Below are 24,518 nucleotides of genomic sequence, written 5' to 3' on the forward strand. Positions count from 1 at the left end.
GCCTGCTGCGAGGACCTGCCATGCTTCTGTGAGCGTTCACAGTAGAGAAACATCCCGGACACTTGTCAATGGTTGTTGCTGTGCGGTTATGTTGGGCTCCACGCCACGTTGTTGTGTGTGCACGTTCCCAATTGATCGATCAACCGGGAGACCATCCATGCCGGAGACCACCCCCAGGGGCCTCACCAGGCTCGCCTTCGGTGGGGACTACAACCCCGAGCAGTGGCCGGAAAGCGTCTGGCAGGAGGACGTCCGGCTGATGCGGGAGGCCGGCGTCACCATGGTGAGCGTCGGGATCTTCTCCTGGGCGCTGCTGGAGCCGTCACCCGGGACGTACGACTTCGGCTGGCTGGACCGGCTCCTGGACCTGCTGCACGTGCACGGCATCCGCGTCGACCTGGGCACCCCCACCGTCGTACCGCCCGTCTGGTTCTACCGGGCCCACCCCGAAGCGCTGCCCGTGACCGCCGAGGGCGTGCGCTACGAGTTCGGCTCCCGCGCGGCCATCTGCCACAGCAACGCCGACTACCGCGCCGCCGCCGCGACCATCACCACGCGGCTCGCCGAGCGCTACGGCGACCACCCGGCCCTGGCGATGTGGCACGTCCACAACGAGTACGGCGTACCCGTCTCGGCCTGCTACTGCGACTCCTGCGCCGCCCACTTCCGCCGCTGGCTCGCGACCACGTACGGCACGGTCGACGCGGTCAACGCGGCCTGGGGCACAGCCTTCTGGGGTCAGCGTTACGCCGGCTTCGAGGACATCAACCCGCCCCGCCTCACCCCCGCCGCCGTCAACCCCGGGCAGGCTCTGGACTACAAGCGGTTCGCCGACGCCACCATGCGCGAGAACTTCCGCATGGAGCGGGACATCCTGCACCGCCTCTCGCCGGGCGTCCCGGTCACCACCAACTTCATGACGGCGCTGAGCCAGTGCGACTCCGTCGACTACTGGGCCTGGGGCCGCGAGGTCGACCTCGTGACCAACGACCACTACCTGATCACCGACGGCCGCCGCACCCACGTCAACCTGGCGATGGCCGCCGACCTCACCCGGTCCGTCGCGGGCGGCGCCCCCTGGCTGCTGCTGGAACACTCCACCTCGGGCGTCAACTGGCAGCCCCGCAACCCCGCCAAGGCCCCCGGCCAGATGGCCCGCAACTCCCTCACCCACGTGGCACGCGGCTCCGAGGGTGCCCTGTTCTTCCAGTGGCGCCAGTCCCGGCGCGGTGCCGAGAAGTTCCACTCGGCGATGGTCCCGCACGGCGGCACCGACACCCGCGTGTGGCGAGAGGTCGTCGAACTCGGCGCGTCAGTCGAGGCGTTGGGCGAGATCCGCGGCACCCGGACCGAGGCCGACGTGGCCGTGCTGTGGGACTGGCAGTCGTGGTGGGCGCAGAACCTCGACTGGCGTCCCAGCGTCGACCACGAGGCCCGCGAGCGCGCCGACGCCTTCTACGAGGCCCTCTACGACCGCCACCTCACCGTCGACTTCGCCCATCCGGAAGCCGATGTGTCGAGATATCCCCTTGTCGTCGTGCCGGCCCTGTACCTGATGACGGAGGCGGCCGGGCGCAACCTGACGGCGTACGTCGAGAACGGCGGCACGCTCGTCGTCTCCTACTTCTCCGGCATCGTCGACGAGCACGACGCCGTCCACGAGGGCGCCTACCCCGGCCCGCTGCGGGACGTCCTCGGCCTCACCGTCGAGGAGTTCTCACCCCTGCTGCCCGGCGAACGGGTGCGCGTCACCGGCCCGGACGGCACCGAGCTGTCCGCCGACGTGTGGACGGAGTTCGTGGTGCCGCGCGGCGCCGACACCGTCCTGACCTACGCCGACGGCCTGGCCGCCGGTCTGCCCGCCGTCACCCGGCACCGCCTCGGCGAGGGCACCGCCTGGTACGTCTCCACCCGGCTCGGCGCCGACGGCCTCGGCACACTGCTCGGCCGGGCGAGCGAGGACGCACAGCTCGCCCCGCGAGCGGATCTGCCCCGGGACGTCGAAGTGGTCCGCCGCACCGGCGAGTCGGGCACCTACCTCTTCGCCGTCAACCACACCGGTTCGGACGCCAAGGTGCCCCTGGGGGTCCCCGGCACCGAGCTGCTGACCGGCGACCGCGCCGCCGGCCGTCTGGCGGTCCCGGCCGGAGCCGTCCGGGTCGTCCGGCTCGACGGCTGAACCGACTCCCTCCGCCCGCGCGAGCCACGAGCCGTGGGCGGAGGGCCCCTCACCTGCCTCCGGGTGAGAGGCACCCCCCAACCCCCACGTCGAAGGGACGACGGACGACGATGTTCCATCCCAGACGCACCCTCAGGGCCCTGCTGCTCCCGCTCGCCGCGGGCCTCGCCCTCACCGCCCTGCCCGCCGGCTCCGCCCACGCCGCGAGCACGCTGACCAACGGCGGCTTCGAGACCGGCGGCGCGGGCGCCGCGACTCCGAGCGGCTGGTCCGAGTACGGCGACACCGGCGCCTCGTTCACCGAGTCCGGCGGCCATGGCGGGAGCCACCGCCTCAGCCACTGGTCCTCGTCGGCCTACAAGGTGGAGACGTACCAGTACCTGTCCGGACTGACCAACGGGAACTACAAGCTGACCGCCTGGGTGCGCTCCGGCGGCGGGCAGAAGTCCGCGTACCTGGCGCTGAAGAACTGCGGCGGCGCCGAGCAGCGCACAGACCTGCCGGTCTCGGCCGGTGGGTGGATCCGGATCGTCGTGCCGGTCAACGTCACGAACAACCAGTGCACGATCAGCGTCAACAGTGACGCGAACGCGGGCAACTGGATCAATGTCGACGACCTGACCTTCACGTCCGGCACGTCCGGTACGTCGATCAAGGGTGCCGACATCTCGTCCCTGGCCAAGAGCGAGGCCAAGGGCGGCGTCTACCGCACCAGCTCGGGCACCGCCGGCGACGCCCTGGCCGTCCTCAAGTCGAACGGCATGAACTACGCGCGCCTCAAGGTGTGGGTCGACCCGGCCGACGACTACAACAACAAGGCCCGCGTCCTGGCCACGGCCAAGCGCGTCAAGGCGCAGGGCATGAAGCTGCTGGTGGACTTCCACTACTCGGACGTCTGGGCCGACCCGGGCCGCCAGGACAAACCCGCCGCCTGGGCCGGGCACTCGTACGCTCAGCTGAAGACCGACGTGTACGACCACACGTACGACGTGCTGAACGCGCTGAAGGCCCAGGGCACCACCGCCGACATGGTCCAGGTCGGCAACGAGATCAACGGCGGCATGCTGTGGAACGAGGGATCCACCGCCAACTGGACACAACTGGCCGGACTGCTCAACTCCGGCTACGACGCGGTCAAGGCGGTCAACTCCTCCACCACGATGGCTCTGCACCTCGCCGAGGGCGGTGACCTGGAGGGCACCCGCTGGTGGTTCGACAGCGCACGCTCCAACGGCGTGAAGTTCGACGCCGTCGGCCTGTCGTTCTACGGCTACTGGCACGGCACCCTGGCCGACTTCCAGACCACCCTCGACGACACGGCCACCCGCTACGGCAAGCCGGTCTTCGTCGCCGAGACCGCCTACCCGTTCCGCCTGGACAGCGAGGACGCGCACGAGAACATCATCGACACCGGTGACGAACTGGTCCCCGGCTACCCGGCGAGCGTGGCCGGTCAGACCCGGTGGATGAACGACATGGCGAGCATCGTGGAGGCCGTCCCGAACGGCCGCGGCCTGGGCATCTTCTACTGGGAAGCGACCTGGACCGCGGTGGGCGGCAACGGCTGGGACCCGACCGACGCGGCCTCCGGCAACGGCTGGGAGAACCAGGCGCTGTTCGGCTACGACGACCGGGCACTCTCGTCGATGTCCTGGTTCCGGCACCGCTGAGTCCACGGGGGAGGCGCCCCGCTGCCCGGGGCCCTCCCCCTCTGGTCGCATTCCTGTACGAAATCCGCTTTCGCGTACGGCAGTTCGGTATCGGACAAGGAGGCGGAGTGCCGGACGCGGTGGCGTCGACTGCGAGACAGTGGGAAGACGCGGTGAGAGGGCGAAGCGGCGAGGCAGGGGCACGACATGCTGAGGACTCCCACGGACGAGACGCGGCTCCGCATCCTGGCCTGGCTGAAGGAACCCGGTCCCGCGACAGGCGGTGTCACCGCGGACGCCGTCGCCGAGCGGTTCTCGATGCCGCGCCCCGTCGCCGTCACCCATCTCCGGCTGCTGGAGGCCACCGGCATGCTGCGCACCAGCAGGTCCGCGGGCCGCGTGCGCTACCACCGCGACGACATGCGGATCGCCGAGGTCGCCCGGATGTTCGAGAAGGGCTGGTAGGCGCCCTGGTACCGGGTTGTCGCCCCCGACGGTGAAGGACACGCACGCGATGGACCGTCCCATGGCACTCGTCCCACGCCACTACGTCGCGGTGGGCCCCGGGCCCGAGGACGTGGTCGCCGACCCGCGCGGCCGTGTCCTCACCGGCGTCGCGGACGGCCGCATCCTGCGGCTCGACGCCCTCGCCGACCCGGTCGCGGCCCGCGTCGAAGTGATCGCGGAGACCGGCGGCAGGCCGCTCGGCCTCGAACTCCTCCCGGACGGCGACCTGTTGGTGTGTGACGCCGAACGCGGCCTGCTGCGCGTCGACACCGGCGACGGCACGGTCCGGATCCTCGCCGACTCGGTGGCGGGGGAACCGCTGCGCTTCTGCAGCAACGTCGTGTCCCTCTCCGACGGCAGCGTCTACTTCACCGTCTCCAGCCGCCGGTACCCCCTACAGCACTGGATCGGCGACATCGTCGAACACACCGGGACGGGACGGCTGCTGCGGCTCGCCCCGGGCGGTGACACACCCGAAGTGGTGCTGGACGGCCTGCAGTTCGCCAACGGGGTCGCCGTCGCCGCGGACGAGTCCTTCCTCGTCGTCGCGGAGACCGGCGCCTGCCGTCTGCTGCGCCACTGGCTCGCCGGGCCGAAGGCCGGGCGGAGTGAGCCGTTCGCCGAGAACCTCCCGGGCATGCCCGACAACCTCTGGCGCGGCACGCCCGACGGACCGATCTGGGTCGCGCTCGCCGGGCCCCGCGTCCCCGCCCTCGACCTGCTCCACCGCAGCGCGCCCGGCGTCCGCGCCGCCGCCGCCCGCGTGGCCGTGCGCGCCCCGTTCCGCCCCACCGGCACGATCGCCCTCCAGGCCTTCGACGACGCGGGCCGCGTCGTCCACCACCTCGCCCGCCGCCGCTCCGGCTACCGCATGCCCACCAGCGTCTGCGAAGCGGGCGGGCACCTGGTCCTGGGCAGCATCCGGGAACGGGGCGTGGCGGTCTGCGAACCGCCGGCTCCGAAGTGACGCGAGCCACCTTCGCCTCGCTCCGAAGTGACGCGAGCCACCTTCGCCTCGCTCCGGAGTGACCCCGCGGCACCCCCGGGGTTAACCTGAATCCCGGCCGCGACCTCCCGCGGCGCGGCGGTGGGGCCCGCCGTCCCCGAACCGCGGCAGCGACGCCGCCAACGGTCCCTACTTGCGACGGCACGCGCCCGCACGACCCCGGGCCCCGGCGAGTAGGAGACGTACCACCACATGACAGCCCCTCAAAGCCTCCGCGGTCCGGCGACCGTGTCTCCGTCCTCCTGGCGTGCCCAGGGGCCCGTCGTCGCGGTGGTGTCACTCGGCGGGGGAGTGGGCGCGACCGCACGGTACGCGGCCTCCCTCTGGTGGCCGACGCACCCGGGCGGCTTCCCCTGGACGACCCTCGGCGTCAACATCGCCGGCTGCGCCGTGATCGGCGTGTTCATGGTGGTCATCACCGAGATCAGGACCGCCCACCCGCTCGTCCGCCCCTTCTTCGGCACCGGCGTCCTCGGCGGCTTCACCACCTTCTCGACGTACGCCGTCGACATCCGGAACCTCCTCGACGGCGGCCACGCCGGCACCGGTCTGGCCTACCTCGCCGCGACCCCCCTCGCGGCGCTCACAGCGGTGTGGCTCGCGGCCGGGGCGACCCGCCGCGTCCTGACAGGGAGACGACGATGACCAGGCTGACCGGCAGGGCCCTGCGACTGACCGTTTTCCTCGGCGAGAGCGACACCTGGCACCACAAGCCCCTCTACTCGGAGATCGTCCACCGGGCCCACGCGGCGGGCCTCGCCGGTGCCAGCGTCTTCCGCGGCATCGAGGGGTTCGGCGCGTCCTCTCTGATCCACACCGCGCGGTTGCTGTCGCTGAGCGAGGACCTGCCCATCGCCGTGGTGATCGTCGACACCGAGCCACGCGTCCGCGCGTTCCTCCCGCAGCTCGACGACATCGTCACCGAAGGGCTCGTGACCCTCGAGGACTGCGAGGTGATCCGGTACGCCGGACGCGGGGACGATCCCGGTACAACGGACACGAAGGGTAAGAAGTGGTTGTGAACTGGCTGCTGGTCGTCGGTGGCGCGCTGGTCGGCGCTCCGCTGCGCTACCTCACCGACCGGGCGGTCCAGGCGCGGCACGACTCGGTCTTCCCCTGGGGCACGTTCACGGTGAACGTCACCGGCTCCCTGATCCTCGGCCTGCTCACCGGAGCCGCCACCCACCTGCAACTGCTGCTCGGCACCGGTCTGTGCGGGGCCCTGACGACCTACTCGACGTTCTCCTACGAGACGCTGCGGCTGGCCGAGACCGGGGCTCACCGCCAGGCGGCCGTCAACGTGGCGGCGACTGTCGTGGCCGGCTGCGGGGCGGCGTTCGCGGGGGCGGCGCTCGCGCGTATGTGAGCCGCGTCCGAGGGGGCTCGGGTGAGGCGTGCGGGGTGAGAGTCGTTCTCGTCCGCGTGTAGTAGGACTGTCCACTCCGCTCCCCGCCTCCCTCGAGCAGAACTGGATCCCATGAGCGTCATCAGCGTCGGTCAGGCCGTCGTCCTCGGAGCCGTCGAGGGGGTGACCGAGTTCCTGCCCGTCTCCTCCACCGGCCATCTGAAGATCGTCGAGGGGCTGATGGGCATCCCCGTCGACGACGACGCCGTGGTCGGGTTCTCGGCCGTCATCCAGGTCGGCGCGATCGCCGCGGTGCTCGTGTACTTCTTCAAGGACATCGTGCGGATCGTCTCCGCCTGGGGGAGGGGCCTGCGCGACCGCGAGGAGCGGTACCACCACGACTACAAGTTCGCCTGGTGGGTCATCTGCGCGACCATCCCGATCGTCGCCGTCGGACTCGCCGCCAAACCGCTCATCGAGGGCCCGCTCGCCTCGCTGTGGGTCGTCGCCGGCTCGCTGATCGTCGGCAGCGGCGTGATGTGGGTGGCGGACCAGATGGGGCGGCACAAGCGCGGTGAGGACGACACCTCGTTCAAGGACGCGATGCTGGTCGGCGGCTCCCAGATCCTCGCCCTGCTCTTCCCCGGCTTCTCCCGCTCGGGCGCCACCATGTCCACCGCGCTGATCCTCGACCTGGACCGCGTCGCCGCCACCCGGCTCTCCTTCTTCCTCGGCATCCCCGCGCTGACCGGCGCCGGCCTCTACGAGCTCAAGGACGCCCTGGGCACCGGCGTGGGCGCTGTCCCGCTCGCCGTCGGCACGGCCGTGTCGTTCGTCGTGGCCTACGCCTCCATCGCCTGGCTGCTGAAGTTCGTCGCCAAGCACTCCTTCAACGCCTTCGTGATCTACCGGATCGTCGTGGGAGTGCTGCTGTTCGGCCTGCTCGGAGCGGGCGTGCTCCACGGCTGAGGGCTCGGCCGGAAGGCGCCGTCCGCTGTCTGCGGCGCCTTCGTGGCCGGTCGCGCAGTTCCCCGCGCCCCTTCGGGGGGCTCTTGACAGCACAAGCCGTCGCCCGGAGTATCTCTCCCGTGAACCTGTCAGACAGCCGGACAGCCGGACAGCCCGTGCGGCGCGTCAGTGCCATGGAAGCGGTGCTGGCGTACCTGCGCGGTGCCATCGAGCGAGGCGAGTACGCCGTCGGCGACAAGCTCCCCTCCGAGGCGGAGCTGTGCCGCACGCTGGAGGTCTCGCGGCCCGTGCTGCGCGAGGCGCTGCGGGCGCTGCAGACCATGGGTCTGACCGTGTCCCGGACCGGCAAGGGCACCTTCGTCGTCGCCAGTACCGTCGAGGACCCCACCTTCGGCGACTACGCGGCCAGCGACCTGCTGGAGGTGCGCCGCCACGTGGAGATCCCGGTCGCCGGATACGCGGCCCGGCGCCGCACCCCGGAGAACCTCGACCACCTGGCCCACCTGCTGGACCGGATGGAGCGGGAGACGGACACCACCGCCTGGGTCGCGATGGACACGCTGTTCCATCTCGGGGTGGCCGAGGCCGCCCAGAACCCGGTCTTCCGCCGGGTCATCGAGGAGATCCGGGACGCGCTGGCCCGCCAGTCCGCCTTCCTCAACGAGCTGGGCGGCCGACGCGAGCAGTCCAACCGCGAGCACCGGGCGATCGTCGAGGCGCTGGTCGACGGTTCCGAGACCGACGCGGTGGAGGCCATGGCCCACCACCTCGACCGCGTCGAGACGACCCTCACCGACATCGTGCGTTCGTCGCGCACGGACACCCCCACGGAAGGCGGAACCGAGGCGTGAGCGAGCAGTCCCTGCACGACGAGGTGCAGAAACGTTCCACCCATGTCGATGCCGGAGACGCGGGCTACAGCAAGTCCCTGAAGTCCCGGCACGTCAACATGATCGCCATCGGCGGAGCCATCGGCACCGGCCTCTTCCTCGGCGCCGGCGGCCGCCTCGCCGAAGCCGGCCCGTCCCTGTTCATCGCCTACGCGGTCTGCGGCCTCTTCGCCTTCCTCGTCGTGCGCGCCCTCGGCGAACTCGTGCTGTACCGGCCCTCCTCCGGCGCCTTCGTCTCCTACGCCCGTGAGTTCATGGGGGAGAAGGGCGCCTACACCGCCGGCTGGATGTACTTCCTCAACTGGGCGACCACCGGCATCGCCGACATCACCGCCGTCGCCACCTACACCCACTACTGGGGCATGTTCTCCGACATACCGCAGTGGGTCATCGCGCTGATCGCGCTGGCCGTGGTGCTCACCGTGAACCTGATCTCGGTGAAGATCTTCGGCGAGCTGGAGTTCTGGTTCGCGATCGTCAAGGTCGGCGCGCTGGTCGTCTTCATGTGCATCGGCATCTTCCTGCTGGCCACCCAGCACCCCGTCGACGGCCACGTCCCCGGCCCGTCCCTGATCGGCGACAGCGGCGGCCTCTTCCCGCACGGCCTGCTGCCCATGCTGCTGATCATCCAGGGCGTCGTCTTCGCCTACGCCTCCGTCGAACTGGTCGGCGTCGCCGCCGGCGAGACCGAGAACCCCGAGAAGATCATGCCGAAGGCGATCAACTCGATCATGTGGCGCGTCGGTGTGTTCTACGTCGGCTCGGTCGTGCTGCTGTCGATGCTGCTGCCGTGGAACAAGTACACCGCCGGTGAGAGCCCCTTCGTGACCGTGCTGTCCAACATCGGCATCCCGGCGGCCGGCGACGTGATGAACCTCGTCGTCCTCACCGCCGCCATGTCCTCCCTCAACTCCGGCCTGTACTCCACCGGCCGCATCCTGCGCTCCATGGCCATGGCCGGATCCGCGCCCGGGTTCACGTCGGTGATGAGCCGCAGCCAGGTCCCCTACGGCGGCATCCTGCTCACCAGCGGCGTCTGCGTCCTGGGCGTCGGCCTCAACTTCGTCGTGCCCGCCGAGGCGTTCGAGATCGTGCTGAACTTCGCCGCGATCGGCATCCTCGCCACCTGGGGCATGATCATGATCTGTCACCTCCTCTTCTGGCAGAAGACCCAGAAGGGCGAGCTGACCCGCCCGGGCTACCGGCTCCCGGGCTCTCCCTGGACCGAGATCGTGACGCTGGCGTTCCTCGCCTCCGTCCTGGTCCTCATGTACGCCGACGGCGGCGCGGGACGCACCACCGTGCAGTGCCTGCCGCTGATCGTCGGGACCCTGGTCGCCGGATGGTTCGCCATCCGCGGCCGTATCGCGCGCAAGTCCACCACCGGAACCGACGCGTGAGGAACGCGTCGTTCCACGAGAAGCAGGCAGTGATGTTCAGCAGTTCCCCCGCGGACGCACCCCTTGTCCGTGAACCCGTCCACGCCCCCGTCGCCCACCTCATCCGCGGCGGGATCGTCGAAGGCATCCACTACGGCTCCGTCGTCGTCCTCGGCGCCGACGGAGAGGTCCGGCTCCAGATCGGAGACATCGAGGCCGCCTTCTACCCGCGCTCCGCGATCAAGCCCCTCCAGGCCGTGGCCATGGCCAGGGCCGGGCTGCCGCTCGACGGCGAGCTGCTGTCGCTGACCGCCGCCAGCCACTCCGGCGAGGAACGCCACCTCGCCGGCGCCCGGCGCATCCTCGACCTCGCCGGGCTCACCGAGGACCAGCTGCGCAACGTCCCGGACATGCCGTTCGACCCGGTCGTCCGGGACGCCTGGGTGCGCGAGGGCCGACTGCCCTCCCGGCTTGCCCAGAACTGCTCCGGCAAGCACGCGGCCATGCTCTACACCTGCGTCCTCAACGGCTGGCCGCTGGAGACCTACCTCGACCCGGCCCACCCGCTCCAGCAGGCCATCGCCGAGATCGTCGAGGACCTCACCGGGCAGGACATCGCCCGGGTCACCGTCGACGGCTGCGGCGCGCCCCTGTTCTCCCTCTCCCTGCACGGCCTCGCCCGCGCCACCGCCCGGATCACCACCGCCGCGCCGGGTACGCCCGAGGCCCGGGTCGCCGACGCCATGCGCGAGCACGCCGAGATGGCCTCCGGCTCCGGGCGGGACGTCGCCGCGCTGATGCGGGCCGTGCCGGGGCTGCTCTCCAAGGACGGCTTCGAGGGCGTGCAGGTCGCCGCGCTGGCCGATGGGCGGGCCGTCGCCGTGAAAATCGCGGACGGGGCGAACCGGGCGCGGGTGCCGGTGACTGCCGCCGCATTGGCCTGGGCCGGTGTCGACCCGGAGCTGCTCACCGAGTTCGCGGGTGAGCCGCTGCTGGGAGGCGGGCGGGAGGTCGGGCGTGTGCGGCCCGTTCGCTCGCTGGAGCCGGTTGGCGGGGCGGCCCGCGCCTGACGCCGTGCCGGATCTCCCCGCTGGCGGCTGCGGGCCGCATGTCGCTGGTCGCGCAGTTCCCCGCGCCCCTTTCAGGGGCGCTTCCCACCCTGTACCTCAGAGAAGAGGACCCTCACCGTCATGACCGCCGCAACCCGCTCCGAGCACGACCTGCTCGGCGACCGTGACGTTCCCGCCGAGGCGTACTGGGGTGTGCACACCCTGCGGGCCACGGAGAACTTCCCCATCACGGGCATGCCCATCTCCGCCTACCCTCACCTGATCGACGCCCTCGCCGCCGTCAAGGAGGCCGCCGCCCTCGCCAACGAGGAACTCGGGCTGCTGGACCCGAAGAAGGCCGCCGCCATCGTCGAGGCCTGCCGTGAGATCCGCGACGGCAAGCTGCACGACCAGTTCGTCGTGGACGTGATCCAGGGCGGCGCCGGGACCTCCACCAACATGAACGCCAACGAGGTCGTAGCGAACCGGGCGCTGGAACTGCTGGGTCACGCCAAGGGCGAGTACGGCTTCCTGCACCCGAACGAGGACGTCAACCTCGGGCAGTCCACCAACGACGTCTACCCGACCGCCGTCAAGATCGCGACGGTGTTCGCGGTGCGCGGGCTGCTCGAGTCGATGTCCGTCCTGCAGGACGCGTTCGCCGGCAAGGCCGCCGAGTTCCGCGACGTGCTCAAGATGGGCCGTACACAGCTGCAGGACGCGGTCCCCATGACGCTGGGTCAGGAATTCTCGGCCTACGCCGTCATGCTGGACGAGGACCGGTCCCGGCTCGCCGAGGCCGTCCGGCTGATCCATGAGATCAACCTGGGCGCGACCGCGATCGGCACCGGCCTCAACGCCCCCGCCGGATACGCCGAGGCCGCACGCCGCCACCTCGCGGCCATCACCGGACTGCCCCTGGTCACGGCGGCCAATCTGGTCGAGGCGACCCAGGACTGCGGCGCCTTCGTGCAGATGTCCGGCGTGCTCAAGCGCATCGCGGTCAAGCTCTCCAAGAGCTGCAACGACCTGCGGCTGCTGTCCTCCGGCCCGCGCGCCGGCCTCGGCGAGATCAACCTTCCGCCCGTGCAGGCCGGTTCGTCCATCATGCCCGGCAAGGTCAACCCGGTGATACCCGAAGTCGTCAACCAGGTCGCGTTCGAGGTCATCGGCAACGACGTCACCATCACCATGGCCGCCGAGGCCGGACAGCTCCAGCTCAACGCCTTCGAGCCGATCATCCTGCACTCCCTGTCGGAGTCCATCACACACCTGCGGAACGCCTGCGTGACCCTGGCCGAGCGCTGCGTGTCCGGCATCACCGCCAACACCGAGGCGCTGCGTGCGAGTGTCGAGAACTCCATCGGCCTGGTCACCGCCCTCAACCCGCACATCGGCTACACGGCCGCCACCGACATCGCCAAGGAGGCCCTCGCCACCGGCCGGGGGGTGGCCGAGCTGGTCCTGGAGAAGGGCCTGCTCCCCGCCGAGACGCTCGCCGGGCTGCTGCGCCCGGAGGTCCTGGCCGGCAGCGGCCCGGCTCCGGTGGCCTGACGTACGCGAGCGCACCGGGACCGGCGCGGAGGGACAATCGGGATCATGACGTCGTCGACCACCTTCCAGCCGGTCCTGGAGCGCATCGCCGAGGAGATCGAGCGGACACCCGGGAGCGGCCGGCCCGCCGACTACATCCCGGCGCTCGCCGCACGCGACCCGCGCAGCTTCGGAATGGCCGCCGCCGAACCCGACGGCACGGTGTACGGCGTGGGGGACTGGCGGCAGCCCTTCTCCGCACAGTCGATCACCAAGGTCTTCACTCTCGCCCTCGACCTCGCCCGCGAGGGGGACGCCCTGTGGGAGCACGTCGGCCGCGAGCCCTCCGGCAACCCCTTCAACTCCCTGATCCAGCTGGAGTACGAGAACGGCATCCCGCGCAACCCGTTCATCAACGCGGGTGCCCTCGTCGTCACCGACCGGCTGCACACCCGTACCGGCGACGCGTCGGGCGAACTGCTGGCGTTCCTGCGGGCGGAGAGCGGCAACCCCGGCCTGACCTTCGACAAGGACGTCGCCGCGTCCGAGGCCGCCCACGGCGACCGCAACGCCGCGCTGGGCCACTTCATGGCGTCCTACGGCAACATCGACAACCCCGTGCCGACGCTCCTGGAGCAGTACTTCCGGCAGTGCTCGATCGCCGCGTCCTGCGCCGACCTCGCCCTCGCCACGAGCTTCCTCGCCCGGCACGGCATCCGCGCCGACGGCACCCGCCTGCTCACCCGCCGCCAGGCCAAGCAGATCAACGCGATCATGCTGACCTGCGGTACGTACGACGCGGCGGGCGACTTCGCGTACCGCGTGGGCCTGCCCGGCAAGAGCGGCGTCGGCGGCGGCATCATCGCGGTCGTACCCGGCCGCTGCACCCTGTGCGTGTGGAGCCCGGGCCTGGACGAGCGGGGCAATTCGGTGGCGGGCGTGGCGGCGCTCGACCGCTTCACGACCCTGACCGGTCTGTCGGTCTTCTGACGGCAGGTGATCACCGGCCGGTCACGCGCGGGCCGCCCTCCGGAGACGGGAGCGTCCCCTGCCGGTCATGAGCCGTTGACACGCTGCCCGAGTGTTGGCCATGGCTTTTCCCGTCGATCTCCGCCGCTGCCAGATACTCGGTCTGGCCGGTACCTCCTGCCTCGCCCTGGGCGGTGAGACGGCCGGTGCCCTGCCCGTGGCGGATCTTCTCCACCCGGCCTCCGCCCGTGCCGCCCTCGGCCTGGTCGGCGTGTACTTCGGCGTCGTCCTGCTGATCGCGGCCTGGGTGCTGCTGGGCCGGCTGGTCCGCGGGCCGCGACCACCCGCTCCCCGCGCCCTGCTGCTCGTCCTCGCCGCCTGGGCGGCCCCGCTGCTGCTCGCCCCGCCCCTGTTCAGCCGGGACGTGTACAGCTACCTCGCCCAGGGGGCGATGGTCCAGGCGCACATGGACGTGTACGCGCACGGCCCGTCCCGGCTCGGCGGTCCGCTCGCCGGCGAGGTCGCCCCGCTCTGGCGGCACACCGGTGCCCCGTACGGCCCGGTGTTCCTCGCCGTCGCGGCGGCCCTGTCGGGCCTGACCCGCGGCGAACTGCCCGCCGGACTGTTCGGGATGCGGCTCGTCGCCCTCACCGGCGTGGCCCTGATGGCGGCCGCTCTGCCCCGTCTCGCCCGGCACAGCGGCGCCGACCCGGCCGCCGCGCTGTGGCTGGGCGTCCTCAATCCGCTCGTCCTGCTGCACCTGGTCGCGGGCGCCCACAACGACGCCGTCATGCTCGGACTGCTGGGCGTCGGCCTGGTGGCGGCGCTCGGCCGGTGGCCGGTCCTCGGCGCCGTGCTCGTCACCCTCGCGGCCCTGGTCAAGGCGCCCGCCGTGCTCGGTCTCGCCGCCGTCGTCGTCCTCCAGGTCCGCGCGGGCCGCAGCCCGGCGAGAGCCCTCGTGCCGACCACCGTCGCGGCCGCGGCGACCACTGTCGCCGCGACGGCCGCGGCCGGCACCGGATACGGCTGGGTCGGCGCCCTGAACACCCCCGTCTCACCCCGGAACTGGGCCCTGACCACCCTCCTCGGCCGCGCCACCCAGGCCCTCCTGGAGCACCTGGGCAGCGATCTCGCGCCGATGGCCGTCCCGGCCTGGCACACGCTGGGCATCCTGACCGCCGTGGTCGCGATCGTGCTGATCTGGCTGCGGCTGCGCCTCCGGCCCGTGTACGCGCTCGGCCTGTCCCTCGCGGCGGTGGCCGCGCTCGGCCCGGCGATCCGCCCCTGGTACGCCCTGTGGGGTCTGTTCCTCATCGCCGCCGCCGCACCCAGTACGTCCGTACGCCACCGCACGGCGGCGGTGACCGGCGTGCTCACGCTGTGCGTCCTGCCCAGCGGCGGCCAGGCGGACACGGGGCAATTCGTACTGGCCGTCTCCGGCGGGGCGCTCGCGGTCGTCGTGCTGTTCCAAGCCCACCAGGCCCAGCTCGCCCCCGCGCTGGGACGCGCGGCATGACCCCGCCCCTGCCACGCACCGACCGGGGCCGGCTGCTGCTGGTGCTCGCCCTCGCCACGCTGGTGACGCTCTTCACCGCGACCGTGCCCCTGCTGCGCGACTGGTTCGACCTGCGCGTCTACTACGGCAGCATCGACACCTGGGTCCACCACGGCGGCCGCGTCTACGACTACCGCGTGCCCGGCACGACCTACGGCTTCACCTACCCGCCGTTCGCCGCGGTCGCCATGGCGCCGATGGCCCTGCTGGGCCTGCACACCGCGATCGCCGCCGCCCTGCTGCTCAACCTGGCGGCCCTGGCCGCGGTCCTGCGCCTGCTCGCCGGACCGGACTGGCGGCGCCACGGCTGGTTCGGCTGGGCCCTGACCGCCTGTCTGCTCGCCCTGTTCGAACCGCTCCGCGACACCTTCAGCTTCGGCCAGGTCAACCTGCTGCTGCTGGCGCTCGTCCTCACCGACGCGACGCTGCTCGCCACCGGACGCGGACGCCTGGCGGGCGTCGGCATCGGGCTGGCGGCCGCGATCAAGCTCACGCCGGCGCTGTTCATCGGTCTGCTGCTGGTGGCCGGGCGGTGGCGCGCGGCTGCGGTCGCCACGGCCGTCGCCGGCGGCGCCACGGCCCTCGCGGCCCAGGTGGACCCGGACGCGTCGCGCTTCTACTGGACCGAGGCGCTGTGGGACACCGACCGCGTGGGGCGCCTCGGTTACGTCTCGAACCAGTCGGTGCAGGGCATCCTGGCCCGGCTCGGTGAACCGGACCGCGCGGTGTGGGCGGTGGCGGTCCTGCTCATCCTCGGTGTGTGGGCGGTGCGGACGCGCCGGGCGGTCGCGGCGGGGGAGTGGACGGCGGCCTTCGCCCTGACCGGCCTCGCCGCCTGTCTCGTCAGCCCGATCACCTGGGTGCACCATCTCGTCTGGCTGTTGCCGTCCTTCGCCGTGCTGGTCCGCGCGGGGCGCCCCCGGGTGGCGGGCGCCCTGTACGCGGTGCTGTGCACGAGCGTGGTGTGGCTGTGGTTCGACGACGCGTCCGGCGTCGACGGCTTCCTGGGCAGCAACGCCTACGCCTGGATCACCCTGGGTCTGCTGCTGTGGCTGCCGGTGGGTCAGTTCTGTCCCGCTCTGCGGACCGGAAGCCGCAGCACCAGCACCACGACGGCCGCACCCGTACCGGCGGCCCCCGCGATCAGCCCCGCCTCCGTCCAGACGGACCCGTGTTCCTCCGGGACGGCCGCCGCGACCGCGGGCGGCGTCGTCGCCGCCGGCCGCGCGAGCGTGCGCGGCGCGCCGAGCGAGCCGACCGCCTCGACCCTCCCGGCCGACCGGAAGCCCCAGTCGAGCAGCGAGCGCGCCTCCTCGTACACGGCGGACCCGCCGCCCTCCTGAGGGTTCATCACCGTCACGACCAGGGTGCGCCCGTCCCGCCGCGCCGCCGCGACGAGGGTGCTTCCGGCCTTGCTGGTGTAGCCGTTCTTGATCCCGATCAGCCCCCGGTACGGCTTCACGCCCCGGGCGCCGCTCAGCAGCCGGTTGGTGTTGAGGATCGGGTACGACCAACCGCCCCCGCCGGGGAACCTGGCCTCGACCGTGGCGCAGTACCGGGCGAAGTCGGGATTGCGCAGCCCCACCCGGCCGAACACCGCCAGGTCGTACGCCGACGACACCTGGCCCGGTGCGTCGTACCCGTCGGGTGACACCACGCGGGTGTCGAGGGCACCGAGGGAGCGGGCCTTGGCCTGCATCCGCTCGGCCGTGTGCCGCCAGCCGCCGTTGAGCTCGGCCAGGACACGCACGGCGTCGTTGCCCGAGTTGAGGAAGACACCGCGCCACAGGTCGGCGATCCGGTACGTACGGCCCTCGGCGACCCCGACCAGGCTGCTGCCGGCACCGATGCCCCTCAGCTCCCGCGCGCGGACCGTGTGCCGGATGCCCGCCGGCAGCCCAGGCAGCACGGTGAGGGCGAACAAGGTCTTCAGCGTGCTGGCCGGGGGCAGCCTGCGGTGCGCGTCGTGGGCGGCGAGCACCTCGCCGGTACGGGCGTCGGCCACCACCCAGGACAGCGCGGAGACCTCCGGGACACGGGACGCCCCGGCACGCAGGCGCACCTGGGTGCCGGGACGGTAGAGCAGCGAGGGGTGCGGTGCCGCGGCCCTCGGCCCGCCCGGCGGAGTGGGCTCCGCCCCGCCGGGTCCGGCCGCCGCCGCGGGCATCAGCGCCAGGAGCCCCGTGACGCAGAGCGCGCCGGCCGACACGGCCACCCGGGAAGAGAATCCGATGATCATATGATCAACGTAGAAACGGACATGCTCCGCATGGTGACGACAGGGCCGGGCGCCGCGCGCCAGCACCCGGATGGCTGATCCCCACGGCTCAGTCCGAGGGCAGCGTGGGCTGAATGCGCCGCAGGAACGTCGCGTTGTCCGGTGTCTCGCGCATCCGCTCCAGGAGGGTCTCCAGTTTGCCCTGCCCGTCCCGGCCCTGCAGCACGCGCCGCAGGCCGTGGACGGCCGCCAACTCGGCCGGGGGCAGGAGGAGTTCCTCGCGGCGGGTGCCCGAGGGGATGATGTCGACGGCCGGGAACACCCGGCGGGACGCCGGGTCCCGGCCGAGGCGGAGCTCCATGTTGCCGGTGCTCTTCAGCTCCTCGAAGTAGAAGTCGTCGGCCCGCGAGCCGGTCTCCACCAGGGCGGTCGCGAGGATGGTGAGGGAACCGCCCTCCTCGGCCGACCGGGCGGCGCCGAAGAACCGCTTGGGGCCGATCAGCGCGGACGCGTCGACACCCCCGGTGAGGATGCGGCCACCGGAGGCCGCCGCGCTGTTGTGTGCCCGGCACAGCCGGGTCAGCGAGTCGAGGAGGATGACGACGTCCTCGCCGGCTTCGACGAGCCGCTTGGCGCGCTCGATCACGAGGTCGGCGAGCGCGATGTGCTGCTTGGCGCTGCGGTCGAAGGTCGAGGCGTACACCTCGCCCCGCACACAGCGCCGCATGTCGGTGACCTCCTCGGGCCGCTCGTCGAGCAGCAGCATCATCAGCCGGCACTCCGGATGGTTGCCGGTGACGGCGGCGGCGAGCTGCTGGAGGAGGACGGTCTTGCCGGTCTTGGGCGGGGCCACGATGAGCCCGCGCTGACCCTTGCCGACCGGTGCGATCAGGTCGACGACGCGTCCGGCCAGTCCGGCGGACGGGTGCTCGAGCCGCAGCCGCTCGTGCGGGTGCAGCGGCGTCAGATCCTGGAAGGCGCGCCGGTCGCGCAGGTTCCCGGCCGTACGGCCGTCGACCCGTTCGACCTCGGTGAGGCCGCGCCGGTCGCCGAGCACGCCTTCGACGAGGTCGCCCTTGCGCAGGCCGTACCGGCGGACCAGCGCGGAGGAGACGGCGGCGTCGCCGGGCGAAGGCAGGAAACCCTCGGCGCGCAGGTGCCCTTTCCCGCTCGCGTCGATATCGAGGACACCGGACACGGTCCGGTGTCCGGTGTCCCGCTGCTGTACGGGTGGGTTTTCCAGTGTGGTGGTCATGGTGGTGTCTGTCCTTTCACGGACGGCAGGCTGAGACATGCGAGGGGAGGGGGAGAGGACCGCGAGGGAGGGCCTGTGGCACGGCTCCGGGCGGCGGAGAAACAGCACCTTGGATACGACGGAACCCGTCGTGGTGCTGCACATGAAGGAGGGAGTGAAAAACTGGCACCGGCGCCCGAAGAGAAGGGGCGTACACGAGTGCTCTCGTCACCCTACCACCGAAAAAGGCGGACGGGGGTCGGCTTTCTCAGCGAGTGGCCAGCAGCCCGTACAGCAACGGGATCCGCGGCTCGGGCAGTCGCCACCAGCCGGACTCCGTACGGACCATCTGCGGCCAGCGCGGCCAGGGAAGTTCGTCGCCTTCCCGCAGGCGCCGCACGGCAAGTCCCGCCCCCGTCAAGGCGTTGACGACCTCGCCCATTCCGTGCATCCACTCGTAACTGTCCGTGGCGCCCTCGACGGCCGGGCCGTCCGTGTACGTGTGGGTCCCGTCGCGGTGCACCGGGCCGGCGCCGCCCAGGTAGTCGTGACGCAGGAGCAGCTCGGGTCCTTCGCCCGGAGCGGGCTTCGGCCCCAGCGAGTTGAGCAGGGGGTGGAATTCGACGACGTACACCCGGCCGCCGGGCCGCAGGAGTTGCCGGATGGTCTTTGCCCACCGGTCCAGGTCGGGGAGGTAGCACAGGGCGCCCTTGCCGGTGTACACGACGTCGAACCGTCGCCCGTCCAGGGCCGCGACGGCGTCGTACACGTTCGCCCGGACGTACGTCACGTCCGCGCCGGACTTCGCCGCGATGTCCTGGGCGGCCGCCACGGACGCCTCGGAGAAGTCGAGGCCGACGGCCCGGGCGCCGCGCCGCGCGAAGGCGATCGTCTCGGTGCCGAGATGGCACTGGAGATGCAGCACGTCACGTCCGGTCAGTTCGCCGAGGTCCTCCCACTCGAACGGGGCGAACCAGCGCTCGGGGCCGAGGTCCTGGTCGAGACCGTAGAAGCGGCTGGCGAGATGGACGGGCGTGCGGGCGTCCCAGTTCGCCTGGTTGGCCCGCATCAGCCGGTCGTGCTCGGCGGACGTCATGGGGACATCCAATCGTGAACCGGCCCGGGGCGGCGGGAGAACGCGGGAAACGATCTGCCGACATGTCGCTCAGACCGAGCGGGCGCGTGCCTCCTCGGCGATCCGCTCGAACTGCTCGCCCATGGCCGCCGCGAGGGCCTGTGCCCCCGACAACGGGCGGACCATCACCGTGAATGCGTCGATGAGCCCGTTCTCGTCGACGTGGATGAAGTCGCAGCCGTCGACCTCCCGGTCGCCCACGCGAGCGGTGAAGACCAGGGCGTGGTCGCGGCCGTTCACGTCGTTGATCTCGCGCACGTAGCGGAAGTCCTGGAAGACTCCGGAGACGGCGCGCAGGATCGCGGCGGTGATCGCCTTCCCGGCATACGGCTTGAACACGACCGGGCTGGTGAAGACGACGTCCGGCGCCAGCAGCGCCTCGGCGGCGTCGAGGTCGAGCTTCTCGACCGCCTCACGGAATGCACGCATAGAATCCGCCTTAGTCAATTTGTTGAGTAGGTGCGGAGTGGATTAGTCAACCGTTGATACGGTGTCCACATGTCTCTCAAGTACGCCGTTCTCGCGGCGCTCCTGGAGGGCGAGGCCTCGGGGTACGAGCTGTCCAAGGTGTTCGACGTGTCGCTGGCCAACTTCTGGGCCTCGACGCCGCAGCAGCTCTACCGGGAACTGGAGCGCCTCGCGCAGGACGGACTGATCGAGGCCAGGGTGGTGCGCCAGGAGCGGCGCCCCGACAAGCGGATGTTCACGCTGACCGAGGCCGGCCGCCGGGACCTGCGCAACTTCGCCGCAACGCCGCCCCGGCCCACCGCCATCCGCGACGAACTCCTCATCAAGATCCAGGCCATGGACGGCGCCGATCCCGGGGCGACCCGTGCGCTGGTCGAGGAGCGCCAGGCCTGGGCACGCGGCAAACTCGCCCGCTACCGGCGCGTCCGCGAGCGACTCCTGGCCGGCCGCGGCGAGGACGAGTACCTGCGGGAGACCGACCGCGTCGGCCCGTACCTCATGCTGATGGGAGGCATCGGCTTCGAGGAGGAGAACGTCCGCTGGTGCGAACGCGTACTCACCGTACTGAAACAGCGGGCTCCTCTAGGCTGAGCCGATGTTCAGCCCCGAAGGCCCCAGTCTGCGCGAACTCGCCGTCCAGGCGCTGTCGTCCGTCGAGCGCGGCTACGACCTCCTCGCGCCGAAGTTCGACCACACGCCGTTCCGGACACCCGACGCGGTCCTCGACGCCGTCGGCTCGGCGCTGCGGCGGACGGGGCCCTTCGACGCCGGACTCGACCTGTGCTGCGGCACCGGAGCGGGCGTCGGCGTGCTGGCACGGGTGTGCCGGGAGCGGGTCACCGGCGTCGACTTCAGCGCCGGCATGCTCGACGTCGCACGCGAGCGGGTCCGGCCGACGGGCCCGCCGGTCTCCTGGGTCCGGGCCGACGCCCGTGCCCTGCCCTTCGCGCCCGCCTTCGACCTGGTCGTGAGCTTCGGCGCCTTCGGACACTTCCTGCCCCGCGAACTGCCCGGGCTGTTCGAGCAGGTCCGGTCCGTCCTGCGGCCGGGCGGCCGCTTCGCGTTCCCGCTGGTCGCCCCGCCCCGCCCGGGCTCGCTCGGCTACTGGATGCTGCTCGGCTTCGACACCGTGATGCGCGTGCGCAACGCGCTCTGGCGGCCTCCGTTCGTCATGTATTACCGCGCGTTCCGTCTGGCGGAGGTGCAGCGCGAACTCGCGGAGGCCGGCTTCCGGGTGGAGCTCCACGCGCTCCCGGAGTTCGGGCGGCGACCGGACGGCAGCCCCCGCGTACGTCTCGTCATGGCCCGGCTGCGGGACTGAGCCCCGGTGCTGATGCAGCGGCTGCTCCTCAGCCGCGCAGGAAGTTCAGCAGATCGTCGTTGAACGCCTTCTCGAAGTCGCCGACCAGGCCGTGCGGGGCGCCCGGATACACCTTCAGTGTGGCGTCCTTGACGAGCTGGGAGGTCCGGTGGGCCGAGGCGGCGATCGGCACGATCTGGTCGTCGTCCCCGTGTGCGACGAGCGTCGGCACGTCGATGCGCCGCAGGTCCTCGGTGAAGTCGGTCTCCGAGAACTGTGCGACGCAGTCGTATGCGCCCTTCAGCCCGGCCTGCATGCTCCACATCCAGAACGCCCGCCGCACGCCCTCCGACACGGCGGCGCCGGGCCGGTTGAAACCGTAGAAACTCTCGCTCAGCTCCCAGTAGAACTGCGAGCGGTCCGCCGCGACGCCGGCGCGGATCCCGTCGAAGACGTCCTTCGGCGTGCCCTCCGCAGTGGCCTGCGTCCGCAGCATCAGCGGCGGCACCGCACCCAGCAGCACCACCTTCGCGACCCGCGCGGTCCCGTGCCTGCCGATGTAGCGGGCCACCTCACCGCCGCCGGTCGAATGGCCCACCAGGACCGCGTCGTCGAGGTCCAGTGACTCGATCAGCTCGGCCAGGTCGTCGGCGTAGCGATTCATGTGGTTGCCCTGCCACGGCTGGCCCGAGCGGCCGTGACCGCGGCGGTCGTGTGCGATCGCCCGGAATCCGTGTTCGGCGACCAGCCGGGCCTGCCCGTCCCACGCGTCCGCGTTGAGGGGCCAGCCGTGGCTGAACACCACGGGCTGCCCCTCGCCCCAGTCCTTGTAGTAGAGCTCGGTCCCGTCGGAGGTCGTGAACGTGGTCATGGGGATCCTCTCGGAAGTCGCCTGGGGGAGCCGTGCCGTGTCTCGATGATCTCCGTCATCTCCGGGAACCGGCGCCGGCAGTTCGCCGAACGGGTGACCGGCGGCTGTCCGTCGCGGGCTGCACCGCCCGGCCCGGCAGCGTGAACTCGTAGACCAGCGCGTCCTGTCGGGCGTCCACCACCAGGTCGGTGATCTCCAGCGGGCGCGCGTACTGGTCGTGCACCCGCCGGGTGACCCGCACCGACGGGGTGCTCGCGAGACGGGTGATGGCGTCGCGGTGGTGCAGGGTCAGACCGGCCCGGCGCATCCAGTCGTAGGCGCGCCACAGCTGCGCGGCGGTACCGTCGGCGCGGTCGCGGTAGCAGGCCAGCTCCTCCACCTCCGCCAGCGCCACCGCGGAGAACGAGGTCACGGCGGTGCGCAGGCCCTGTCCGTCGGCGGTCGCGTACCGGTAGCGGTGGATCAGGGTCGGGTGGCCGGGAGCCAGCCCCAGGGCCTCGGCGTGGTCCGGCGGGGGCGCCTCCCAGGTGACGGTGGCGCGGGCGACGGCACCCGGCGTCGCGGCCCGGGCGCCGACCGGGAAGGTGAGCGACGCCGGGGTCCCGGCCGGCCGGCCGGGCAGGGTGGCATGGCTGCCGCGCCGGTCGGTGGCGACGAGACCGGCGCGGCGCAGCAGCTCCAGCGCCTGCCGTACGGTCTCGCGGCTGACTCCGAAGTGACCGGCCAACCGCCGTTCCCCGGGCAGTCGTTCACCGGGCGGGATGGTGCCGTCGCGCAGTTCGCCGAGCAACTCCGTCGCGATCCGCCGGTACAGGGGCTCATCCTCGGCCGACGGGTGGTCGTGCGGGGTGGTGCGGGCCATGCCGCCCCTCCTGTGGGTGACGTTCGGTAGCCGTGCGGGCTCGGTGCGCCACCAGATCTAGCATTGGTCTAAACCAGCTGTGAAGGGCGGCCGGGCGGTTCGGCCGAAACCGGCCCGCCCGCGCCCGCCCTCACAGCGCGCTGTACAGGGCGTCGACCAGGGCCATCTTCCGCGGATCGTTGGCGATACGCGGCCCCATCCGGTTCATCACATAGCCCAGGGACACCCCCGCCTCCGGGTCGGCGAGTCCGCAGGAGCCGCCGAAGCCGTCGTGTCCGAAAGCGCGCGGGTTGGGTCCGTAGGAGCCGTCGGGCCCGCTGAGCCAGAGCCCGAGCCCCACCTCCGTCTCGTGCTCGAACCCGGCGCCGAGCACCAGGTCCCGGCAGCTGCCCTGTCCCTCGCGCACCCGCTCTGCCGCCTCGGGGGACAGGAGGCGGCGACCGCCGTACGAGCCGCGCCCCGCGAAGACGCCGTACAGCCCGGCGACGGCGCGCGCGGTGCCGTGTCCGTTCGCCGCGGGGATCTCGGCGGCCCGCCACCCGGCGGTGTTGGCCTCTGCGGCGGACACCGCCGGGTTGGTCAGCGCGGCGATCGCCGCGGGCGCCAACTGGGCGAAGACCGCCGCCTGTTCACTGTTCGCCGGTACCTCCGGCGGGATGAGCTCGGCCACCCGGTCCGCGTCCTGCTCCGGCAGGCCGATGCGGAAGTCGACGCCGAGCGGCCCCGTCACCTCCCGCGCCAGGAAGGCCCCCGGCCGCAGCCCCGAGACGCGGCGTATGACCTCGCCCACCAGATGGCCGTAGGTCAGCGCGTGATAGCCGGACCGGGTGCCCGGCTCCCACCAGGGCTCGGCTGCCGCGAGCCGCTGCGTGGTCAGCTCCCAGTCGCGGAGCTGCTCCAGCGAATGCGGTTCCCGCAGGCCGGCCAGACCGGCGCGGTGGGACAGCAGATGCCGGACGAGGACCTTCTCCTTGCCTGCCGCGGCGAACTCCGGCCAGTACGCGGCCACCGGCGCGTCCAAATCCAGCAGCCCCCGGTCGGCGAGGATGTGCGCGCACAGCGCCGCCGGCCCCTTGGTCGTGGACCACACGTTGACCAGCGTGTCCCGCTCCCACGGGCGGGAGCGCGCGGCGTCCGCCCAGCCGCCCCACAGATCCACCACGGTCCTGCCGCCGACCGTGACAGCCACCGCGGCCCCCAGTTCGCCCCGCTCCCCGAAGTTCTCCTCGAACGCCCTGCGTACCGCCGTGAACCGCGCGTCGCAGTGACCGTGCACCTGTGTCTCGTTCCCGGACATGAGCCCCCTCGGCCGACCGTCTCCGGCCCGGGCCGCCACGTCGCGGCCCGGGCGCGATGAACGTACCGACTGGTCGGACCGGGTGGAAGTCCGTCGGCGCCGA

At 71.8% G+C, this 24,518-nt stretch carries 23 protein-coding genes and 1 pseudogene; 17 read left to right on the forward strand and 7 right to left on the reverse strand.

Annotated features, from left to right (window positions below; genetic code table 11):
• Nucleotides 1–157 precede the first annotated feature (157 nt).
• The 15 genes from IO24_RS0133060 (at nucleotide 158) to IO24_RS0133130 (ending at nucleotide 16,373) form a co-directional block, all read left to right on the forward strand.
• The gene (locus IO24_RS0133060) at nucleotides 158–2,179 is read left to right on the forward strand and encodes a beta-galactosidase (protein WP_031142247.1); all 2,022 of its coding nucleotides are present in this window, start codon (nucleotides 158–160) and stop codon (nucleotides 2,177–2,179) included.
• 110 nt (nucleotides 2,180–2,289) lie between these two features.
• A complete protein-coding gene (locus tag IO24_RS0133065; RefSeq protein WP_031142249.1) occupies nucleotides 2,290–3,849 on the forward strand; it encodes a glycoside hydrolase family 53 protein in 1,560 nt (519 codons plus the stop codon).
• Between the two features lie 186 nt (nucleotides 3,850–4,035).
• Entirely contained in the window at nucleotides 4,036–4,293 is a 258-nt protein-coding gene (locus IO24_RS0133070) for an ArsR/SmtB family transcription factor (RefSeq protein ID WP_031142251.1), read from the forward strand.
• A 49-nt stretch (nucleotides 4,294–4,342) separates the two neighbouring features.
• Complete coding sequence (locus IO24_RS0133075; protein WP_031142253.1) at nucleotides 4,343–5,302, forward strand: SMP-30/gluconolactonase/LRE family protein; 960 nt, start codon at nucleotides 4,343–4,345, stop codon at nucleotides 5,300–5,302.
• A gap of 231 nt (nucleotides 5,303–5,533) precedes the next feature.
• Nucleotides 5,534–5,986 (forward strand): fluoride efflux transporter CrcB, encoded by a 453-nt coding sequence (gene crcB, locus IO24_RS0133080; protein ID WP_031142254.1) that lies wholly within the window; start codon nucleotides 5,534–5,536, stop codon nucleotides 5,984–5,986.
• A complete protein-coding gene (locus IO24_RS0133085; RefSeq protein WP_031142256.1) occupies nucleotides 5,983–6,363 on the forward strand; it encodes a DUF190 domain-containing protein in 381 nt (126 codons plus the stop codon). The genes crcB and IO24_RS0133085 overlap by 4 nt, the downstream gene beginning before the upstream one ends.
• On the forward strand, nucleotides 6,360–6,707 hold the full coding sequence (locus IO24_RS0133090) for a fluoride efflux transporter FluC (protein ID WP_031142258.1): 348 nt from the start codon (nucleotides 6,360–6,362) through the stop codon (nucleotides 6,705–6,707). Before IO24_RS0133085 ends, IO24_RS0133090 begins: the two co-directional genes overlap by 4 nt.
• 111 nt (nucleotides 6,708–6,818) lie before the next feature.
• Nucleotides 6,819–7,655: an undecaprenyl-diphosphate phosphatase gene (locus IO24_RS0133095; RefSeq protein ID WP_031142260.1), complete on the forward strand. Its 837-nt coding sequence runs from the start codon at nucleotides 6,819–6,821 to the stop codon at nucleotides 7,653–7,655.
• Between the two features lie 173 nt (nucleotides 7,656–7,828).
• Nucleotides 7,829–8,506 (forward strand): FadR/GntR family transcriptional regulator, encoded by a 678-nt coding sequence (locus IO24_RS0133100; RefSeq protein WP_031142262.1) that lies wholly within the window; start codon nucleotides 7,829–7,831, stop codon nucleotides 8,504–8,506.
• Nucleotides 8,503–9,945, forward strand: coding sequence for an amino acid permease (locus IO24_RS0133105; RefSeq protein ID WP_031142264.1), 1,443 nt, complete (start codon nucleotides 8,503–8,505; stop codon nucleotides 9,943–9,945). The genes IO24_RS0133100 and IO24_RS0133105 overlap by 4 nt, the downstream gene beginning before the upstream one ends.
• Nucleotides 9,946–9,977: 32 nt before the next feature.
• Entirely contained in the window at nucleotides 9,978–10,994 is a 1,017-nt protein-coding gene (locus tag IO24_RS0133110; RefSeq protein ID WP_031142266.1) for an asparaginase, read from the forward strand.
• Nucleotides 10,995–11,114: 120 nt separating this feature from the next.
• Nucleotides 11,115–12,527, forward strand: coding sequence for an aspartate ammonia-lyase (gene aspA / locus IO24_RS0133115; RefSeq protein WP_031142268.1), 1,413 nt, complete (start codon nucleotides 11,115–11,117; stop codon nucleotides 12,525–12,527).
• Nucleotides 12,528–12,572: 45 nt separating this feature from the next.
• Nucleotides 12,573–13,496: a glutaminase gene (locus tag IO24_RS0133120; protein ID WP_031142270.1), complete on the forward strand. Its 924-nt coding sequence runs from the start codon at nucleotides 12,573–12,575 to the stop codon at nucleotides 13,494–13,496.
• Between the two features lie 100 nt (nucleotides 13,497–13,596).
• Nucleotides 13,597–14,991, forward strand: coding sequence for a polyprenol phosphomannose-dependent alpha 1,6 mannosyltransferase MptB (gene mptB, locus IO24_RS0133125; RefSeq protein WP_031142272.1), 1,395 nt, complete (start codon nucleotides 13,597–13,599; stop codon nucleotides 14,989–14,991).
• Nucleotides 14,988–16,373: a glycosyltransferase 87 family protein gene (locus IO24_RS0133130; protein ID WP_031142274.1), complete on the forward strand. Its 1,386-nt coding sequence runs from the start codon at nucleotides 14,988–14,990 to the stop codon at nucleotides 16,371–16,373. Before mptB ends, IO24_RS0133130 begins: the two co-directional genes overlap by 4 nt.
• 59 nt (nucleotides 16,374–16,432) lie before the next feature.
• Here IO24_RS0133130 and IO24_RS46735 read toward each other — a convergent pair.
• From IO24_RS46735 to IO24_RS0133150, 4 genes and pseudogenes are all read right to left on the reverse strand, one after another.
• Nucleotides 16,433–17,269, reverse strand: a pseudogene (locus IO24_RS46735) (D-alanyl-D-alanine carboxypeptidase family protein); the annotation flags it as partial.
• Nucleotides 17,270–17,357: 88 nt separating this feature from the next.
• Complete coding sequence (gene rho / locus IO24_RS0133140) at nucleotides 17,358–18,647, reverse strand: transcription termination factor Rho (protein WP_107063067.1); 1,290 nt, start codon at nucleotides 18,645–18,647, stop codon at nucleotides 17,358–17,360.
• Between the two features lie 103 nt (nucleotides 18,648–18,750).
• Nucleotides 18,751–19,578: a class I SAM-dependent methyltransferase gene (locus IO24_RS0133145; protein ID WP_031142278.1), complete on the reverse strand. Its 828-nt coding sequence runs from the start codon at nucleotides 19,576–19,578 to the stop codon at nucleotides 18,751–18,753.
• Nucleotides 19,579–19,647: 69 nt separating this feature from the next.
• Nucleotides 19,648–20,046, reverse strand: coding sequence for a nuclear transport factor 2 family protein (locus IO24_RS0133150; protein WP_031142280.1), 399 nt, complete (start codon nucleotides 20,044–20,046; stop codon nucleotides 19,648–19,650).
• A 69-nt stretch (nucleotides 20,047–20,115) separates the two neighbouring features.
• On the opposite strand from IO24_RS0133150, the gene IO24_RS0133155 reads away from it, so the two are divergent.
• Both IO24_RS0133155 and IO24_RS0133160 read left to right on the forward strand, forming a co-directional pair.
• Nucleotides 20,116–20,676: a PadR family transcriptional regulator gene (locus IO24_RS0133155; RefSeq protein ID WP_031142282.1), complete on the forward strand. Its 561-nt coding sequence runs from the start codon at nucleotides 20,116–20,118 to the stop codon at nucleotides 20,674–20,676.
• Between the two features lie 4 nt (nucleotides 20,677–20,680).
• A complete protein-coding gene (locus tag IO24_RS0133160; protein WP_031142284.1) occupies nucleotides 20,681–21,406 on the forward strand; it encodes a class I SAM-dependent methyltransferase in 726 nt (241 codons plus the stop codon).
• A 28-nt stretch (nucleotides 21,407–21,434) separates the two neighbouring features.
• On the opposite strand, the gene IO24_RS0133165 is transcribed toward IO24_RS0133160, so the two are convergent.
• The 3 genes from IO24_RS0133165 to IO24_RS0133175 all read right to left on the reverse strand — a co-directional run bounded on the left by IO24_RS0133165 (nucleotide 21,435) and on the right by IO24_RS0133175 (nucleotide 24,415).
• Nucleotides 21,435–22,256: an alpha/beta fold hydrolase gene (locus tag IO24_RS0133165; RefSeq protein ID WP_031142286.1), complete on the reverse strand. Its 822-nt coding sequence runs from the start codon at nucleotides 22,254–22,256 to the stop codon at nucleotides 21,435–21,437.
• A gap of 55 nt (nucleotides 22,257–22,311) precedes the next feature.
• Nucleotides 22,312–23,118, reverse strand: coding sequence for a GntR family transcriptional regulator (locus IO24_RS0133170; protein WP_045296873.1), 807 nt, complete (start codon nucleotides 23,116–23,118; stop codon nucleotides 22,312–22,314).
• Nucleotides 23,119–23,248: 130 nt separating this feature from the next.
• Nucleotides 23,249–24,415: an EstA family serine hydrolase gene (locus tag IO24_RS0133175; RefSeq protein ID WP_031142290.1), complete on the reverse strand. Its 1,167-nt coding sequence runs from the start codon at nucleotides 24,413–24,415 to the stop codon at nucleotides 23,249–23,251.
• Nucleotides 24,416–24,518 lie beyond the last annotated feature (103 nt).

It is taken from the genome of Streptomyces flavovariabilis (assembly GCF_000725785.1).
In the GTDB taxonomy this organism is placed as follows: Bacteria; Actinomycetota; Actinomycetes; order Streptomycetales; family Streptomycetaceae; genus Streptomyces; species Streptomyces hawaiiensis.

Bases quoted from the DNA above. Each gene is read 5' to 3' on its own strand.
- IO24_RS0133150 (WP_031142280.1), bottom strand. From the start codon at position 20,046: ATGCGTGCATTCCGTGAGGCGGTCGAGAAGCTCGACCTCGACGCCGCC.
- IO24_RS0133075 (WP_031142253.1), top strand. From the start codon at position 4,343: ATGGACCGTCCCATGGCACTCGTCCCACGCCACTACGTCGCGGTGGGC.
- IO24_RS0133175 (WP_031142290.1), bottom strand. From the start codon at position 24,415: ATGTCCGGGAACGAGACACAGGTGCACGGTCACTGCGACGCGCGGTTC.
- IO24_RS0133170 (WP_045296873.1), bottom strand. From the start codon at position 23,118: ATGGCCCGCACCACCCCGCACGACCACCCGTCGGCCGAGGATGAGCCC.
- aspA (WP_031142268.1), top strand. From the start codon at position 11,115: ATGACCGCCGCAACCCGCTCCGAGCACGACCTGCTCGGCGACCGTGAC.
- IO24_RS0133145 (WP_031142278.1), bottom strand. From the start codon at position 19,578: ATGACGTCCGCCGAGCACGACCGGCTGATGCGGGCCAACCAGGCGAAC.
- rho (WP_107063067.1), bottom strand. From the start codon at position 18,647: ATGTGCAGCACCACGACGGGTTCCGTCGTATCCAAGGTGCTGTTTCTC.
- IO24_RS0133095 (WP_031142260.1), top strand. From the start codon at position 6,819: ATGAGCGTCATCAGCGTCGGTCAGGCCGTCGTCCTCGGAGCCGTCGAG.
- IO24_RS0133110 (WP_031142266.1), top strand. From the start codon at position 9,978: ATGTTCAGCAGTTCCCCCGCGGACGCACCCCTTGTCCGTGAACCCGTC.
- IO24_RS0133165 (WP_031142286.1), bottom strand. From the start codon at position 22,256: ATGACCACGTTCACGACCTCCGACGGGACCGAGCTCTACTACAAGGAC.
- IO24_RS0133065 (WP_031142249.1), top strand. From the start codon at position 2,290: ATGTTCCATCCCAGACGCACCCTCAGGGCCCTGCTGCTCCCGCTCGCC.
- IO24_RS0133120 (WP_031142270.1), top strand. From the start codon at position 12,573: ATGACGTCGTCGACCACCTTCCAGCCGGTCCTGGAGCGCATCGCCGAG.
- crcB (WP_031142254.1), top strand. From the start codon at position 5,534: ATGACAGCCCCTCAAAGCCTCCGCGGTCCGGCGACCGTGTCTCCGTCC.
- IO24_RS0133130 (WP_031142274.1), top strand. From the start codon at position 14,988: ATGACCCCGCCCCTGCCACGCACCGACCGGGGCCGGCTGCTGCTGGTG.
- IO24_RS0133070 (WP_031142251.1), top strand. From the start codon at position 4,036: ATGCTGAGGACTCCCACGGACGAGACGCGGCTCCGCATCCTGGCCTGG.
- IO24_RS0133100 (WP_031142262.1), top strand. From the start codon at position 7,829: ATGGAAGCGGTGCTGGCGTACCTGCGCGGTGCCATCGAGCGAGGCGAG.
- IO24_RS0133155 (WP_031142282.1), top strand. From the start codon at position 20,116: ATGTCTCTCAAGTACGCCGTTCTCGCGGCGCTCCTGGAGGGCGAGGCC.
- IO24_RS0133160 (WP_031142284.1), top strand. From the start codon at position 20,681: ATGTTCAGCCCCGAAGGCCCCAGTCTGCGCGAACTCGCCGTCCAGGCG.
- IO24_RS0133060 (WP_031142247.1), top strand. From the start codon at position 158: ATGCCGGAGACCACCCCCAGGGGCCTCACCAGGCTCGCCTTCGGTGGG.
- IO24_RS0133085 (WP_031142256.1), top strand. From the start codon at position 5,983: ATGACCAGGCTGACCGGCAGGGCCCTGCGACTGACCGTTTTCCTCGGC.
- mptB (WP_031142272.1), top strand. From the start codon at position 13,597: ATGGCTTTTCCCGTCGATCTCCGCCGCTGCCAGATACTCGGTCTGGCC.